The sequence below is a fragment of the Yersinia thracica genome (genome assembly GCF_902170565.1).
GTDB classification, from domain to species: Bacteria; Pseudomonadota; Gammaproteobacteria; order Enterobacterales; family Enterobacteriaceae; genus Yersinia; species Yersinia thracica.
The window spans coordinates 21577-38242 of sequence record NZ_CABHXX010000125.1 but is presented as its reverse complement, the minus strand read 5'-3'; the positions used below and the strand labels follow the sequence as shown (position 1 = coordinate 38242).

Genomic DNA, 16666 nt, shown 5'->3' with positions numbered 1-16666 from the left:
GTCATTTTCACTCAGAGTATTATTATAGATAACGAAAGCACTGATCACCGATTTAATAATGAAAAAATCAATGATATAAGCGTAAAAATCTTTATCGATCGTCTCTATTTTATTAAGTGCAAACTGATTATGGTAAAAATTGTACTGGAAAAAGTTACGCAAAATATGGGGATGTTGATTAAGTAGAGGTAAAACTCTCTCTTTCCAGGTGGAACTCAGCAGTTCCATACGCTCCTCTAGCTGATTAACATCTACATCATTCATTAAATGATGAATCAAAAAAGCCATATAATTGAAAAGCGTTTTTTGGCCGCGAACTTTCGACGCAGAAACGGTGCGCCGTTGAAACATCATCAGAAAATGCCAGCGGGCATTAGCATTAAGCGGAATAGTCGCCATTTCTTGTGCTATATCGCCAGAAGTTAATTTTTCACAGATAGCATCATATAGAGTTGATATTATTTGTGCTTTATCCTCTGCATCTTTATCAATGTCTTGGAAACATTGAATAAAGAGATTCACTGCATAAATATTCTCGTCAATATTGTCGCCAGAAATCATGATTAATTGATTACAATAAAAGTTAATCATCTGCCCTTCAGCATCAATTTCTTTCTTATTGAAGTTGTATTGCTGCTTAACTGTTTCTTCATGCATATTAAACGCATTAGGATCAAATAATACTAACCGGGCAACCTCGGGGCAGGACAGTGTAAGAGTATTAAATTTTTCTGTTTTGTACTGATGGCTACTACGAGGATAACTTGAACAAGTTTCACTCAGCGCTTCTCCCCCTAAACTCTTATGAACTTTGCACAAACGGGCTTCATCCAGATAGGGACAATTGCCATCCTCTTTAAGGCGTATTTTAGCCCAATTAGACTGATTGACCCGTGTAACAGAAATACTCTTAATAGCTATATCTCTAATTGTTTTATTTTGGCTTTTTTTATATTTTCGGTATGTATTTTTATCAATACTGATATCCCATCCATTACAGCAATGATCACGACAAGCTGAACCAACACAACTAAAATTATTAACAAAACTCGGTTGGATAATTTGTAAATATTTCACTAAACAGATCCCAATATGTTATGGCGATTAATATCAGTAACAAACGACACAACTTGGCGCACACTTAAATCCAACACCTTACTTTTTAGATTAAAAGTGATAATAATGGGAAATCTTCTTTTAGTGCCAAATCCATAACATCATGTTTAAACTTCTGGCTTGAACTATGTTTGGACTCACAACACGCATGGTAAGAATAGATGATTCCAATCACGTCATCTTCTGTTATCTCTCCGTGATGGCTAACATGGGCTGAAATGAGTGCTTTCAGAAAGAAGAAATCTATCACTTGAAGATTAAATACAGTAACCGCTGACTTATCCCCCATCGCTAATTGGTCATGATGGATACGATAAAGAAAATAATTACGCAACACTAAATTGTGCTGCATGAAGAATGGCAATGCATACTGATGCCAGGCATCACTTAATTGCTGTTCAATATTCTTCGGACTCGTCAGTTTATCGGTGAGAACTTCCTGCAAAGTATTCGCATAGGCTGCCAATACTTTTTTGCCACGAATATCGGGTATCTGTGCCAGAAAATGATGAAAGTAACCTAATAGCTCGCAACGAATAGCTGGGGAATAATCTATAGCCATTAAAGCATCGGCCGCTTTCCCCGAGGCGACTGCGGATATTAACCTGGCACGTAAACTATCAATCTCGTCCATTTTGTTTTTATTCGCATCTGAACCCATTAAGTCCATCTGCAAAAAATGGTTTATTGCCCACAGGCTTTCTTCAATAGCATTAGTCTCTTCACTTGCGGCAATAATAGCGGCACAAGCACGATTGGCTAGCCGCTGGTCAATAATAATATCCGGTGCTTTGTAATAATCATATTGATGGATAGTCGAAAATCGCAATGTTAATGCTTCCGGAGAAAATAAGATTTTCCGCGTAACTTCTGGGCAGGAAAGCGACATACTTTTGATTTTCTGATTTTTATAAATATGCTCGACACGGGGGTAAGTCGCACAACAGTGACTCAGTGCATTAGCGCCTGCATGTTTGTGAATTTGACATAACTGTTGTTCATCAAGAAAGGGGCAAAACCCCTGGCCGTCGGGGTGAATATTAGCCCAAGAGGCTAGACTGTCTTGGGTAACGGAAATATGGCTAATGGCAATGCGTTTGATATCTGCGTAAGGGCTTTTAATATATTTTTGATAACGATTTCTATCCAGAGTGACATTTTGGTCTTTGCAGCAATGTTCACGACAAGCCGTGCCGACACAGTTAAATGTCTCCATAAAATCAGGCTGAGTTATCAATAGCTCTTTCACTTAATACTTCCATTCAATAGTCACTTAAATAACGAGCGGCACATGAAAGTATAAACTTAAATCGCAATTGATAAATAAAGCGAACACCTTAGAAAAGTGGCAGACTGCTGACAAAGTTGATTCGCGGGGAAATGTGCCGAATGGGTCGTAGTCGCGTAAGCGACCGGAGCGCCCATAGGTGCAGTCGCACCGCGAGTCTCCGGGCTATAAAAGAGGTTTGTCAATAACCTCACACCTTAGGATGCGCTGCTATGACTCTATAATCAGCGCAATCAGCCGTAGCGCCCGGTAATATAATCTTCCGTACGCCGCTGATGTGGCGAAGTAAACAGCGCGTCAGTATCATTATATTCCACTAACCCCCCCTGGTGGATAAACGCGGTGTAATCTGAAACCCTGGCCGCCTGTTGCATGTTATGGGTCACTAAAACCACGGTATATTGCTGTTTTAATTCAGTAATAAGCTCCTCGATAGTCAGTGTCGAAATAGGGTCTAATGCCGATGTCGGCTCATCCAACAAGAGCACCTCCGGCTCAATCGCAATCGCTCTGGCTATCACTAAGCGCTGCTGTTGACCACTGGAGAGACGAAAAGCATTTTCACGCAACCGGTCTTTAACTTCATGCCACAACGCGGCGGCCCGCAATGAGCGCTCGACCGCCTCATCAAGCACCCGTCGGTCACGGATCCCCTGCAAGCGCAGGCCATAGACCACATTCTCATAAATAGATTTTGGGAAGGGATTAGGCCGCTGGAAGACCATGCCGACTCGCCGACGCAAAGCAGCAACATCGGTGTTTTTCTCGGTAATCGCTTCATTACCAAGAAAAATCTGACCTTCGAGGCGGCAGTTATCCAGCAAATCATTCATTCGATTAAAGCAGCGCAACAAAGTTGATTTACCGCAACCAGAGGGGCCAATCAGCGCAGTAACACGGTGCCTGGGCACATTAAAAGAAATATCGTGCAGCACCTGTTTGTCGCCATAAAATAAATTGAGCTTTTTGACCGCCAGTGCAGTTTGCTCATGAGTTAATTGCTGCACATCTAATAGCGGCAGCGAATCCGGCATCAACAGTCCCATAAATCATCCTGCGGGTTAAAAAGTTTAGTCATAGCATTAAACCACGGTATTTTTCGCGCAAATGATGGCGAATACCAATAGCCGCTAAATTAAGACCAACCACAATAATCACCAGTAATAACGCGGTGGCGAACACTAATGGCCGGGCCGCTTCTACATTGGGGCTTTGGAATGCCATATCGTATATTTGGAAGCTTAAATGCATAAATTTACGTTCTAAATGCAGGAAAGGGAAAACGCCATCCACTGGCAAGAGCGGTGCTGATTTCACAACCCCCACCAGCATCAATGGGGCCGTTTCCCCTGCGGCTCGCGCTACCGCTAAAATCAGCCCGGTAATCATGGCGGGAGTGGCCATTGGCAACACAATATGCCACAACGTCTCGGCTTTGCTCGCCCCTAGCGCGAGTGAACCTTGCCGTAAGCTGGCCGGAATGCGTGATAGCCCCTCCTCGGTTGCTACGATCACCACCGGCAATGTCAATAAAGCCAGTGTTAATGCCGCCCATAGCACACCCGGCGTACCGAATGTCGGGCTGGGCAGAGCTTCGGGATAAAACAGTTTATCCAGTGAACCGCCAATCAAATAGACAAAGAAACCGAGGCCAAATACCCCATAAACAATGGACGGCACGCCCGCTAAATTCACCACGGAAATACGAATCATCCGGGTCAGCGCATTTTTCCCTGCATATTCGTGTAAATAAACCGCCGCAATCACCCCCAATGGCATGACCACTATGGACATTAATATCACCATTAGCACGGTACCAAAAATAGCGGGGAATACGCCGCCTTCAGTGTTGGTATTACGTGGGTTATCGGTCAGAAACTTATGCATTTGCAGCGCAAAATGGCGCAATTTCTGCCAGAGGCTCATATCATTGGGATACCAGGCGCGCTTGATTTGGCTCAGCGGCAGTGGATGAACTTGCCCATTCATGTCCCGCAACAGCAGAGTGTAGCGGTTTTGGTCTGTTTGCAGGCCGCGCAATTTTTTCATCATCGCCTGATGGCGACGCTGGAGTTCGCCCCATTCGGCTTCAATTCTGTCTTGCGATTTGCTGTCAAAATCATGGGTCATTTGCAGACGTTTTTTCTGTAGCCGCAATGCTTCAAACTGCTGATTCAGCATATTCATTTGGCGGAACTGAATATCTTGGGACTGCCTAACCAGCGCTTGTATCACCGGAATGCGCTTTTGCAGCTCCTGCGCTAAATTATCACCCACGACGGGCTGGCCGTTATCCCGCATTCCGGCGAGAAAACCGTATGCGGTGCCATTGTTTTGTCTTTCTAACACCAACAAATCTTTGGGCTGGCTGCGCTGTTGAATATCCGTGTCCAGCAACCGATGAAAATCTTGCCCTTGTATTTCGCGGTTGCCAGTCTTAATCAGATAACGAGTCAGGGTCGCACCTGCCTCTGGCGGTAAAATAACGCCCGCCTGTTCTAATTGCTGGCGTGGGAGAGACTGTTGCTGATAAATCTCGCCAATGACCTTGACGGGGCCGGCGGCAGTTTGCTTGAGTTCGAACACGTAAACTGGGCTGGGCCAGAAATAACGCATCCCCTGCCCAGCCAATAATAAGACCACACCCAGTAAGGCCAACAAGCTGATACTCACCGCCCCGGCAGTCAGCCAGATCCACGGCGAACCGGATGCAAACCACTTTTTAGTCAAGCTGGTCATCACGCAGTTTGCTCCATTTGATAGCGTTCACGTAACCGCAGGCGAATGGATTCGGCGAGTGTATTAACTAAAAATGTGAAACAAAACAACACTAACGCCGTCAAGAACAGCACCCGATAATGGCCACTTCCGATTACGGCCTCCGGCATTTCAATGGCAATATTGGCCGCCATTGCCCGTAGCCCTTGGAAAATGCTGCCATCGATAATCGGCGTATTTCCGGTCGCCATCAGCACAATCATGGTTTCCCCCACCGCGCGGCCAAAGCCAATCATTAGCGCAGAGAAAATACCCGCATATGCCGATGGCAAAATAACACGAATTAATGTCTGCCAAGGTGTCGCCCCCAGTGCCAGTGAGCCTTGGCTCAGTGATGGCGGGACACTAAATAGTGCATCTTCAGCCAGTGAGAAAATAACCGGGATCAGGGCGAAACCCATGGCAACCCCCACCACTAAAGCATTGCGCTGAGAATAATTATCGCCCAACCATTCATGTAACGGCACTCCCAGCACCCCTACCGCCAATTTCGGCCCCAGCCAGAGTGCCAGCCAGCCCGTCAACAGAATAACCGGCAGCAAAATGATGATATCCCAGCCCGCGGGCAACTGGCGTTGCGTTTTCTCCGACAATCGCGCGCTCCCCCAGCCGCACAATAAAATCGCCAGGGCCAGCAATGGCGGTAACAACAAAATACCGGTCAAATACTGTTCGATTATGGGTGCCAGCCAAATACCAGCAATCAAACCGATAACCACCGTCGGGAATGCCCCCATCATCTCAATTGTCGGTTTAACAATTCGCCGTAAGCCCGCCGACATAAAATAAGCTGTATAAATAGCACCGGCCAATGCCAAGGGTACAGCGAATAACATGGCATAGCCCGCCGCTTTTAACGTGCCGAAGATGATGGGTATTAGACTGAATTTGGCTTGATAGCTCTCTTGTGCCGAACTTGACTGCCAGACATAAGCCGGTTCGGGATAATTTTCATACCACACCCGCTGCCATAGGCTGCGCCAATTGATATCAGGATAGCGATTGTCTAATTGATAGGTAGACCAACCGGCTGCATTCTCTACCAGCAGACTATCGCCCCAGGGAGAGAACGCGGCATGGGTAATGCCCGCCGCCAGTTTATGTTGTAATAGCGGTGCAGACTGAATGCTGGAAAAGAGCGATAACTCACCTTGTGGCGACAATGAAGCAAATACTCGCCGTGCATTTTCAGCCGTCAGTAAGCCCTTACTTGCGGGAGTAAAGCTGCAAATCCGGGTCAAATGATATTGATTGTTCGGCTCTTTGGGCACATCAAACCACTGCGTAATCACACCGTCTGGCGCTTGAACCAGCAGTGATTTTCCCCCTGCCAGTAAAGACAGGATCAATGGCCCTTGCGGTGAGTGTTTGTTATCCGACAATTTATCATCCAACAATTTATCATCCAACAAAGGGACAATTTCACGCAAGGTAAGCTCTGTGCCAAATTGATAAATATAGAGCTGATGGCCGGATAGCAGATAGAGCAAACGCCCGTCGGGCGTCAATAACAACTGGTCAATGGCCTTGGGCACATCCGTCAGCTCAGTGAGTTGCTGCCCTTGAGCGGTAAATATGCCCGCCATTAAACGGCCATCATCCGTGGTGGCGGCCAGAGAAAAGTGCTGAGGTTGCGGTTCAGCCAACACCAAATGACGCAGATTTTGGCCTTTCAAATCCAGAAAACGCGGCTGCTCACCCAGCGGAAATTGCCAACGGGGGGTTGTAGCTGAAAAATCGGGTTGCAGTAGCATAAAGCGGCCATTAGTCAGGCCAATACCATACAAAGGTTGCCCACCCACAGCGCGGCGGATTGACAGCGGCGGCGGTGATAACTGTTGTTCACTGATAAGGCTCCCAGCGGGAGATTTCCCCTGCGGACTTAACCGGATGAAATAGCCTTTTCCTTTATCATCAATGCGATAGCCGGCCTTCCCTTGGGCACCTACCCCCAGAGCAATCGTGGGTGCGGTGCGACCCACGGCAAACTGATTATCTAAATTGATTGAAGCTGGCTTAAACAGAGGTAGCGCGGCGTACAATAAATAAACAAAAATCAGCATTAATGTCAGCAAAACCAACAGGCCACTGCCCGTCACTAACATACGCACCAGACGTTCAATGACAGCCCGGCGCTTATCTCTCCCTGATGTTGTTACCACGCCCGCTTGTTGCATAATCTGCTGTTGCCCCATGCCCTTACGTCAGATTTCGTCTATTGTTGATATCATCAAATCAACCGCGTCTATACCATACCCTATAAATTTCAATTTTCAGGAAAGCGGCAAGTGATTCGGGTAATTAAGCGCAGCCAACACACCTGTAAGTTGAAAGATGACGGGTATGAATGACCGAGCATCTTATGTCAGTTTTGTGGCGTTTGCATGACTATGTTGGCGTTATTAACGCACAAAGTTAACTAATGATATCTGTTGGACTTTCTTGTCAAACTTTCGCAATAATGATTGAGGACACTAGATACTCCCACAATAATCTTACTGGAGTTGCAATGGGTCAGGAAAAGCTCTACACCGAAAAAGAACTCAGTTGGTTATCTTTTAATGAGCGGGTATTGCAGGAAGCGGCGGATAAGAGCAATCCACTTATCGAGCGGATGCGGTTTCTTGGCATTTACTCTAACAATCTCGATGAATTTTATAAAGTCCGTTTCGCCGATCTGAAACGGCGCATTCTGATTAGTGAGGAGCAAGGCTCTGCCGTGACGTCCCGCCATTTGCTTAAAAAAATCCAAAGCAAAGTGGTGAAAGCTGATCAAGAATTCGACGGGCTTTATAATGATCTGTTGCTGGAAATGGCGCGTAATCAAATCTTCCTGATTAATGAGCGGCAAATTTCCGAAAACCAACAAGTCTGGTTAAAGCAATATTTTAAACAGCATTTGCGCCAGCACATCACGCCGATTCTGATTAACCACGACACTAATCTGGTGCAATTCTTAAAAGACGATTACACCTATCTGGCAGTAGAAATTATTCGCGGTCAGGATATTGCTTATGCCCTGCTAGAAATTCCTTCAGATAAAGTGCCGCGCTTCGTTAACTTACCACCAGAAGCCCCTCGTCGCCGCAAACCAATGATATTGCTTGATAATATTCTTAGGTATTGTCTCGATGAAATTTTTAAAGGCTTCTTTGATTACGACGCGCTGAATGCCTATTCCATGAAAATGACCCGCGATGCAGAATATGATTTGGTCACTGAAATGGAATCCAGCTTGTTGGAATTGATGTCATCAAGCTTAAAACAGCGCCTGACGGCTGAGCCAGTTCGCTTTGTTTATCAACGCGATATGCCGGATGAAATGGTAGAATTACTGCGCAATAAGCTGGGTATTTCTAATGATGACTCGGTTATTGCCGGTGGCCGTTATCATAATTTCAAAGATTTTATCAGCTTCCCGAATGTGGGCAAAAGCAATCTGGTGAATAAACCCTTACCGCGCCTGCGCCATATTTGGTTTGATAAATTCCGCAATGGTTTTGATGCTATTCGCGAACAGGATGTGCTGCTGTATTATCCTTATCATACTTTCGAGCATGTGTTGGAATTACTGCGCCAGGCATCATTCGACCCCAGCGTTTTAGCCATTAAAATCAATATTTATCGCGTCGCGAAAGATTCGCGGATTATCGAGTCGATGATCCATGCGGCCCATAATGGCAAAAAAGTGACGGTGGTGGTGGAATTACAAGCGCGCTTTGATGAAGAAGCCAATATTCATTGGGCCAAAAGCTTAACCGCCGCCGGTGTACACGTTATTTTCTCCGCGCCGGGGCTGAAAATTCACGCCAAGTTATTCCTAATCTCCCGTCTTGAAGGCGAGGAAATCGTACGTTATGCCCATATTGGTACCGGTAACTTTAATGAAAAAACCGCCCGCCTTTATACCGACTATTCCTTGCTGACGGCTGATGCACGTATTACCAATGAAGTGCGGCGGGTATTTAACTTTATTGAAAATCCTTACCGCCCGGTCAAATTTGATAATTTGATGGTGTCACCACAAAACTCGCGCTTGATGCTGTATCAACTGATCGACCAGGAAATTATTCATGCTCAGGCGGGTGAAAGCGCCGGTATTACCCTGAAGATAAATAATTTAGTGGATAAAGGGCTGGTAGATAGGTTATATAGCGCCTCCAGTGCAGGGGTGAAGATCCGGTTATTAATACGTGGGATGTGTTCTTTAATCCCCAATATCCCGGGGATCAGCGATAATATTCAGGTCACCAGTATTGTTGACCGCTTCTTAGAGCATGACCGAGTGTACGTTTTTGAGAATAAAGGCGACAAACTGGTCTATCTCTCTTCCGCTGACTGGATGACCCGTAACATTGATTATCGTATTGAAGTCGCAGTTTCATTACTGGACCCGAGGTTAAAACAGCGGGTGCTGGATATTTTAGAGCTGTTATTCAACGACACGGTAAAAGCCCGTTATATTGATAAAGAACTGAGTAATCGTTATGTACCGCGTGGAAATAGGCGCAAAGTACGTGCACAGATTGCCATCTATGATTATTTAAAAGCGCTGGAACAACCAGACGCATCGAGCTAAAACTATGCCGCTAACCAACAATTCAACTACCACAAAACCGCAAGAAATTGCTGCTATCGATTTGGGTTCTAACAGTTTTCATATGGTTATTGCCCGTGTCGTTAACGGCGCATTGCAGGTTTTAGGCCGCCTAAAACAGCGCGTGCATCTGGCTGATGGTCTGGATAGCAATAATATGCTCAGCGAAGAAGCTATTGAACGGGGTCTGGCTTGTCTGACCCTGTTTGCAGAACGTTTGCAAGGTTTCTCGCCAGACAACGTCTGCATCGTGGGTACGCATTCACTGCGACAAGCCGCGAATGCAGAGACTTTCCTCAAACGCGCCGCCGAGGTTATTCCTTATCCGATCGAAATCATTTCTGGTCAGGAAGAAGCGCGCCTGATTTTCATGGGAGTCGAACATACTCAGCCGGAAAAAGGCCGCAAACTGGTGATTGATATCGGTGGTGGTTCAACCGAGTTGGTTATTGGCGAAGATTTTGAACCTCTGCTGGTAGAAAGCCGCCGTATGGGATGTGTCAGTTTTGCTCAACAGTTTTTCCCACACGGCGAAATCAGTAAGACTAACTTCAAACGTGCCCGTCTGGCCGCCGCGCAAAAGTTGGAAAACCTCGCCTGGCAATATCGAATTCAAGGTTGGCAATATGCTCTGGGAGCATCCGGCACCATAAAAGCCACTTATGAAGTCTTGGTGGAAATGGGCGAGAAAGACGGTTTGATCACCCCAGAGCGCCTCGAAATGCTGGTTGAGCAAGTGCTGCAATATAAACACTTCTCAGCACTGAGTCTGCCGGGGTTATCGGAAGATCGCCAATCGGTATTTGTGCCCGGTTTAGCTATCTTGTGTGGTGTGTTTGATGCATTGGCAGTCAAAGAGTTACGTTTGTCCGACGGTGCGCTGCGTGAGGGCGTTCTGTATGAGATGGAAGGCCGCTTCCGCCATCAGGATATCCGTCAGCGCACGGCCAAAAGCTTAGCAGAACACTATAATATTGACCGGGAACAAGCGCGCCGGGTACTGGAAACCACTGAGCAGCTTTACACCCAATGGTTGGCGCAAAATACCAAACTAGTACAACCGCAACTTGAAGCATTGTTAAGATGGGCGGCAATGCTACACGAGGTGGGTCTCAGTATTAATCACAGCGGGATGCATCGCCATTCTGCCTATATTTTGCAAAATACTAACTTGCCGGGCTTCAATCAGGAACAGCAATTACTGTTGGCAACTTTGGTGCGAATGCATCGAAAAGGGATTAAGCTTGATGAGTTACCGCGCTTGAATTTATTCAAGAAAAAGTATTATTTGCCGCTCATTCAATTATTGCGGTTAAGTACTTTATTGAATAATCAGCGTCAATCGACCACCACCCCGGAAACTCTGCGGCTGATAACTGATGACAGCCATTGGACATTGCGTTTCCCAGCAGGTTATCTGGCACAAAATAATCTGGTGCAACTCGATTTTGAACGTGAGCAGGCATATTGGGATGACGTGGTGGGCTGGAAGCTTCTCATTGAAGAAGAAACACCGGAAGAAGCTGAATCTGAGCACAACTAACTGTTGCTGACACCCAACAAGCTGCAATTTCAAGGACGCAGGGTAAAAATGATGAAAAGAAGGCCATCGACACCACTAACCAAAATCATCTTGCTGGTGAGCTTTCTCATTCTGTTTGGTCGCTTATTGTTTGCAGGGATCGCCTCTATTTCTCATCATCAAGAGCGGCGTGAAGCACAACGGGTCGAGCAGTCCGTGGACGGTGAACTCCCAGGCCCTCATGAAACTGACTTCAGTCCCTAAACTTTCGTACTTATACGCTCGTTTCATATACACGGACACCAAACATTATGCCAGTACCCATCATTCCGGTTTCGTTTTCTGCCGCAGCCAAAAAAAGCACTAAAAATAATGCGAAAAAACTGGCAGAAATCCGCAATCGAATACTTTCTTTATTACTGAATAATAAAGCCTTGGTCGATGGCATTCTTGGCCGTCAGGAAGACCGCGAAAAGATCAGTGATGAGCAACTTGCTGAAAAAACGCTAGAAATCAAAACGCTGCTCGATGATTTACACGCAGCTGACCTTGCCGACTTACTCGAAGCCTTACCCAATGATGAGCGTTTGGCATTGTGGCGGTTAGTCAAAAACGAGAAACGCGGACAAACGCTGGTCGAAGTCTCTGAGACCGTGTGGGACACGCTTATCAAAGAGATGAGCGATAAAGACCTGTTAAAAGCGATGCGCACCTTGCATGTCGATGAACAGGCTTATCTGGCCGAATATCTGCCGCGTAACTTGATGGGACGCTTACTCACCTCACTGGACCCCGATCAACGGGCCAGAGTGCGGGAAGTTATCCAATATGGTCGCGATACTGTCGGCCAGATGATGGATTTCGAACTGGTGACGGTGCGGGCTGATGTCACCCTCGGCACGGTACACCGCTATTTGCGCTATCGGAAAAACATCCCCGATGCCACGGATAAAATCTTCGTTATTGATCGCAAAAATACCTTACTCGGTGAGCTGCCACTGACCGCGATCCTCCTCAACTCACCGGATACGAAAGTATTCCAAGTGATGGAGAGCAACCCGACCACTTTCCAGCCGGAGCAAAAAGCTGAAGATGCTGCGGGTGCCTTTGAACGTTATGACTTAATCAGTGCCGCGGTGATTGATGCCAAAGGCAAACTGATGGGCCGTCTGACCATCGAAGAGATAGTCGACGTGGTCAATGAAGAGAGCGACACCACCTTAAGGCGCATGGGGGGCTTGAGCCCGGAAGAAGACGTGTTCTCTCCGGTAGGCCGCGCGGTTCGAACCCGTTGGTCATGGCTGGCAATCAATCTCTGCACCGCATTTGTCGCCTCAAGGGTCATCGGGTTATTTGAAGATACCATTTCTCAATTAGTCGCATTGGCGGCATTAATGCCCATTGTCGCAGGGATTGGCGGTAACACTGGTAATCAAACCATCACCATGATTGTCCGCGCCCTGGCATTGCACCATATTCAGCAGGGTAATGTGACTTTCCTGATGTTCAGAGAATTGGGTGTCGCGCTGATCAATGGCCTGGTCTGGGGGGGGATTATGGGGGTGGTCACCTATCTGCTCTATGGCGATCCGGCCATGGGCGGCGTGATGACATTGGCAATGATGCTTAACTTGTTAATGGCCGCGCTAATGGGTGTCATTATCCCGATGACTATGGCCCGTTTAGGCCGTGATCCGGCTATCGGTTCCAGTGTCATGATCACAGCAATCACCGATACTGGCGGCTTTTTCATTTTTCTGGGACTTGCCACTCTATTCTTAGTTTAATGATTATGATAATAAACAAATAATTAATTGAGCATGGAGTAAGCGAATAACATCCATCCATGCTCAACTATACTAAACTATTGAATATGACCGCATTTCAAATGCAGTATATTTTTATGTGATGGGTTTTCCCTATCATAATCAAAATCCTGCGAGCAAAATAAGGCGCTATATGGATCTCAGTGCAGCCGAAAAACCAGCTCCTGACAATAAAGCTATTATTCACATTACTATCATCAGCATAGTGGTGTTTTTGCTCGCACTCTTTTGTATCCGCCTTTCTGAGCAGTCAGAAAATTTGGCTCCATTATGGTTCCCGACAGCAGTATTGGCCGTAGCATTATTCCACCACCCGGCGCGCTATTGGTCTTGGCAATTATTGGCCGCTGGAATATGTATTGTTGCCGCCAATTTTATTTTATATGGCATCAGTTGGTTCCCACTGCCCCTGACATTCATCAACCTCGCGGAGTCAGCCGCTGGCGCGTGGTTGCTGCGTAAAATTTTGCAGCCCAAAGACCCCCTTAATAACCTTTTTAGTTGGCTCAAATTCGCTCTTTGTACTGTTATTTTGGTTCCGCTGATCAGCGGGTTGGCAGCGGCTTGGTATTTAGCCCCGCAAAACGGCAGCTTTACCCAAGTGCTGACCCTGTGGTTTATGTCCGAAGCCATCGGCATGTTAGCCTTAGGCCCGGTTGGCCTGCTTTATCGCCGGGGTTATTTCAATATCGCGACCAAAACCAAAGCACTGTTTGATATGACGTGGATGATGATAGTCTCGCTGACTGCTTGTTATATCGGCCTGATTTATCTGCCTTTCCCCTTCACTTTCGTCATTATGATGTTGATCTGGGTCTCTATCCGTCTCCCGCGTTTGGAGACCTTTTCCATCTGTTTTCTGGCCACATTACTGATTGCGATGATGATTAATTTCAATCTGTACACACTTCAGGTTGATACCAAACTATCCGTTCAGGCATTTTCCTTTATTCCATTATTGATGGTGTTGATCCCTCCGCACGCCATGGCCATGGTGATGCATGCCTTCCGCATGGAAAAAGAGCATATCGTTGAAAGTGAAAACCGCTTTCGTAATGCCATGGAATACTCGGCCATCGGCATGGCATTGGTGTCACCGGAAGGCAAATGGATGCAGGTCAACCAAGCGCTGTGCAAGTTATTGGGCTACCGTCAGGAAACCTTACTCACACTGACTTTTCAGCAAATCACTCACTCGGAAGATCTGTCCGCCGACCTAAAATTACTCGATGATTTGTATTATGGCCGCATCCCCAGTTATTCGATGGAAAAACGCTATATCCGCAGTGATGGCGAGGTCGTGTGGGCGCTGTTGGTGGTGAGCGTGGTGCGAGATCATGAGCAACGGCCGCTCTATTACATCTCACAGGTCGAAGATATTAATGACCTGAAAAAGAGCGAAATTGTTAATCGCCGCCTGATGGAGCGCATTACGCTGGCGAATGAGGCCGGCGGAATTGGTATCTGGGAATTGGATCTCAGAAAGCAGTTGATCAGTTGGGATAAGCGGATGTATGAGCTTTATCATGTCCCGCTCAATACCCCGGTTGATGATAAAGTCTGGCAGCAATACATTCATCCTGATGATATCAACCGCGTGAAACGTGAATACAGCGCGGCGCTCACTCAACGCAAACCTTACCGCCTCGAATTCAGGCTGTTGCTGCCGAACGGCGATATTGTCCATTTGCGCAATCAGGCCAATATGATTTGCGACAAAAATGGCGATATTCTGCGCCTGATAGGTACCACTCTGGATATGACAGAAATCAGAAATCTGACCGAAGCTTTGCATGAAGAAAAAGAGCGGCTGCATATCACTCTGGACTCCATCGGCGAGGCGGTGGTCTGTACTGATCAGGATATGAATATCACCTTTATGAACCCGGTCGCGGAGAAAATGACCGGCTGGGCCAATACCATCGCGCTGGGCCAGCCCGTGCATCATATTATTAAGCTAACCGACGGCGTCGATGGGCCGGAAATTGATAATCCAATAGAACATTGTCTCACCCATCGCCCCTACTCCTCGCTGAATGAGTCGATGGTATTGCATCATCGCGACGGACATTATTACGACATTCAGGAGTCTGTTGCCCCGCTGAAAACGCTGGAAGGCACTATTGTCGGGGCGGTTTTGGTGTTCCAGGATGTCGGCGAATCGCGCGCGATGATACGCAAACTCAGCCACAGCGCGTCACATGATAATCTCACCGGCTTGCCAAACCGCGCTAATTTCGACAATAAATTAAAAGCGGCTATCCAAAAAAGTGTCGATTTTAACCAACAACACGCGCTGGCTTTCCTGGATCTGGATTATTTTAAAGCGGTTAACGACACCGCCGGGCACCCCGCTGGCGATGCGCTACTCAAAGAAATCAGTCAGTTAATGCGCCAACATTTACGCAATAGTGACTGTGTCGCACGGCTGGGGGGCGATGAATTCGGTTTACTGATGCTTAATTGCACCCTATCTCACGCCAAAGCCATTACCCAAAGTCTGGTATCCATGATCAATGGCTATCATTTCTACTGGGAAGATAAACTGTACCGTATTGGTGCCAGCGCCGGCGTCACTCAAATCAGCAGCAGCAACAGTCAGCGCAGTGAAATTATGGCGCAAGCTGATATCGCCTGTTATACCGCCAAGCACAGTGGGCGCGGTCAGGTTTATCTCTATCAGCCACGACAAAAACAGCTGCTAGCCCGCCAGCACGAGTTGCTCAGCCGAGAAGATGTCGACAGTATTCTCCGTGAAAATCAATTATTGCTACAGATGACCCCGACAGCGCCGCCGAAAACGCCGCTATCGGTCTGCTTCTATCAAGTCAGTTTCGAGATTCATCGGCCACAAGATATTGCCGTCAGTCAGTCTGCCTTTGCGGAAGCAGCGGCATTGTATAATTTGCAGCCGGAAATCGACCATTGGATCTGCGAACAACTGTTAGTGAAGCACGCCCCAGCACTACTGCGTAAAGGGCTGGCACTGGCTATCCCGCTGTCAGAAGTGGCGCTGCTCAAAGAAGATTTCCGCCAGTCACTGCTCACATTGCTACCACAGACCCCCCTGCCACCACAAAGTCTCTATTGGATGGTCGACGAGGCCACATTGCTGCAATATCCATTTGCGATTGGTAATTTCCTCGCCAAACTACAACAACTGGGCTGTAAACTCATTGTGAAAGAGTTTGGCCATAACCTGAATGATTTTGAATTATTAGCGGCGCATACCATTGATTATCTGAAATTCAACAGCGATTTAATTGCTAATATTCATATAAACCAAATGGATGAGGTGCTGATATCCATCATTAACGGCACAGCAAAACGGGCGAATATCGCCACACTGGCTGGCCCGGCAGAATTACCGCCGACCCTCAGTAAGTTAATTGATATCGGTGTTGATTTAGTCGATGGCGAAACAATTGGCCGCACGCAGCCCTTGTCCGAGATACTTAACAGCGGGTATTTCGCGATAAAATAGCGCGATAAAATAGCGCAATAACCTGACTTGACGATTGCCCCGCCGCTCACTCTGG

General features: G+C 46.9%; 10 protein-coding genes. 5 read left to right on the top strand and 5 right to left on the bottom strand.

Translation table 11 applies throughout. The annotated features are described in order from the left end of the window. The 5 genes from fliB (FTA91_RS17370) to FTA91_RS17350 form a co-directional block, all read right to left on the bottom strand. The coding region (gene fliB, locus FTA91_RS17370; protein WP_145583676.1) for a flagellin lysine-N-methylase at positions 1 to 1077 on the bottom strand (1077 nt) is incomplete at its 3' end. 85 nt (positions 1078 to 1162) lie between these two features. Beyond that, positions 1163 to 2365: a flagellin lysine-N-methylase gene (gene fliB / locus FTA91_RS17365; protein WP_145535303.1), complete on the bottom strand. Its 1203-nt coding sequence runs from the start codon at positions 2363 to 2365 to the stop codon at positions 1163 to 1165. 272 nt (positions 2366 to 2637) lie between these two features. Continuing rightward, the gene (gene pstB / locus FTA91_RS17360; RefSeq protein WP_050112501.1) at positions 2638 to 3450 is read right to left on the bottom strand and encodes a phosphate ABC transporter ATP-binding protein PstB; all 813 of its coding nucleotides are present in this window, start codon (positions 3448 to 3450) and stop codon (positions 2638 to 2640) included. A gap of 28 nt (positions 3451 to 3478) precedes the next feature. Continuing rightward, positions 3479 to 5143, bottom strand: coding sequence for a phosphate ABC transporter permease PstA (gene pstA / locus FTA91_RS17355; RefSeq protein ID WP_145535307.1), 1665 nt, complete (start codon positions 5141 to 5143; stop codon positions 3479 to 3481). Continuing rightward, the gene (locus FTA91_RS17350; RefSeq protein ID WP_186377380.1) at positions 5143 to 7359 is read right to left on the bottom strand and encodes an ABC transporter permease subunit; all 2217 of its coding nucleotides are present in this window, start codon (positions 7357 to 7359) and stop codon (positions 5143 to 5145) included. The genes pstA and FTA91_RS17350 overlap by 1 nt, the downstream gene beginning before the upstream one ends. 332 nt (positions 7360 to 7691) lie before the next feature. Between FTA91_RS17350 and ppk1 the strand changes: the two genes are divergently transcribed. The 5 genes from ppk1 to FTA91_RS17325 all read left to right on the top strand — a co-directional run bounded on the left by ppk1 (position 7692) and on the right by FTA91_RS17325 (position 16611). After that, entirely contained in the window at positions 7692 to 9761 is a 2070-nt protein-coding gene (ppk1, locus tag FTA91_RS17345) for a polyphosphate kinase 1 (protein WP_050112499.1), read from the top strand. Positions 9762 to 9765: 4 nt separating this feature from the next. Further along, a complete protein-coding gene (ppx, locus tag FTA91_RS17340) occupies positions 9766 to 11322 on the top strand; it encodes an exopolyphosphatase (protein ID WP_050112498.1) in 1557 nt (518 codons plus the stop codon). A 51-nt stretch (positions 11323 to 11373) separates the two neighbouring features. Continuing rightward, the gene (locus FTA91_RS17335) at positions 11374 to 11565 is read left to right on the top strand and encodes a YfgG family protein (RefSeq protein ID WP_050112497.1); all 192 of its coding nucleotides are present in this window, start codon (positions 11374 to 11376) and stop codon (positions 11563 to 11565) included. Between the two features lie 47 nt (positions 11566 to 11612). Then, on the top strand, positions 11613 to 13088 hold the full coding sequence (gene mgtE, locus FTA91_RS17330; RefSeq protein ID WP_050112496.1) for a magnesium transporter: 1476 nt from the start codon (positions 11613 to 11615) through the stop codon (positions 13086 to 13088). 172 nt (positions 13089 to 13260) lie between these two features. Further along, entirely contained in the window at positions 13261 to 16611 is a 3351-nt protein-coding gene (locus FTA91_RS17325; RefSeq protein ID WP_174634584.1) for a diguanylate cyclase, read from the top strand. Positions 16612 to 16666: the final 55 nt, after the last annotated feature.

Coding starts and splice junctions, on each gene's coding strand:
- pstB (WP_050112501.1), bottom strand. CDS start 3,450: ATGGGACTGTTGATGCCGGATTCGCTGCCGCTATTAGATGTGCAGCAA.
- pstA (WP_145535307.1), bottom strand. CDS start 5,143: ATGACCAGCTTGACTAAAAAGTGGTTTGCATCCGGTTCGCCGTGGATC.
- FTA91_RS17350 (WP_186377380.1), bottom strand. CDS start 7,359: ATGCAACAAGCGGGCGTGGTAACAACATCAGGGAGAGATAAGCGCCGG.
- ppk1 (WP_050112499.1), top strand. CDS start 7,692: ATGGGTCAGGAAAAGCTCTACACCGAAAAAGAACTCAGTTGGTTATCT.
- ppx (WP_050112498.1), top strand. CDS start 9,766: ATGCCGCTAACCAACAATTCAACTACCACAAAACCGCAAGAAATTGCT.
- FTA91_RS17335 (WP_050112497.1), top strand. CDS start 11,374: ATGAAAAGAAGGCCATCGACACCACTAACCAAAATCATCTTGCTGGTG.
- mgtE (WP_050112496.1), top strand. CDS start 11,613: ATGCCAGTACCCATCATTCCGGTTTCGTTTTCTGCCGCAGCCAAAAAA.
- FTA91_RS17325 (WP_174634584.1), top strand. CDS start 13,261: ATGGATCTCAGTGCAGCCGAAAAACCAGCTCCTGACAATAAAGCTATT.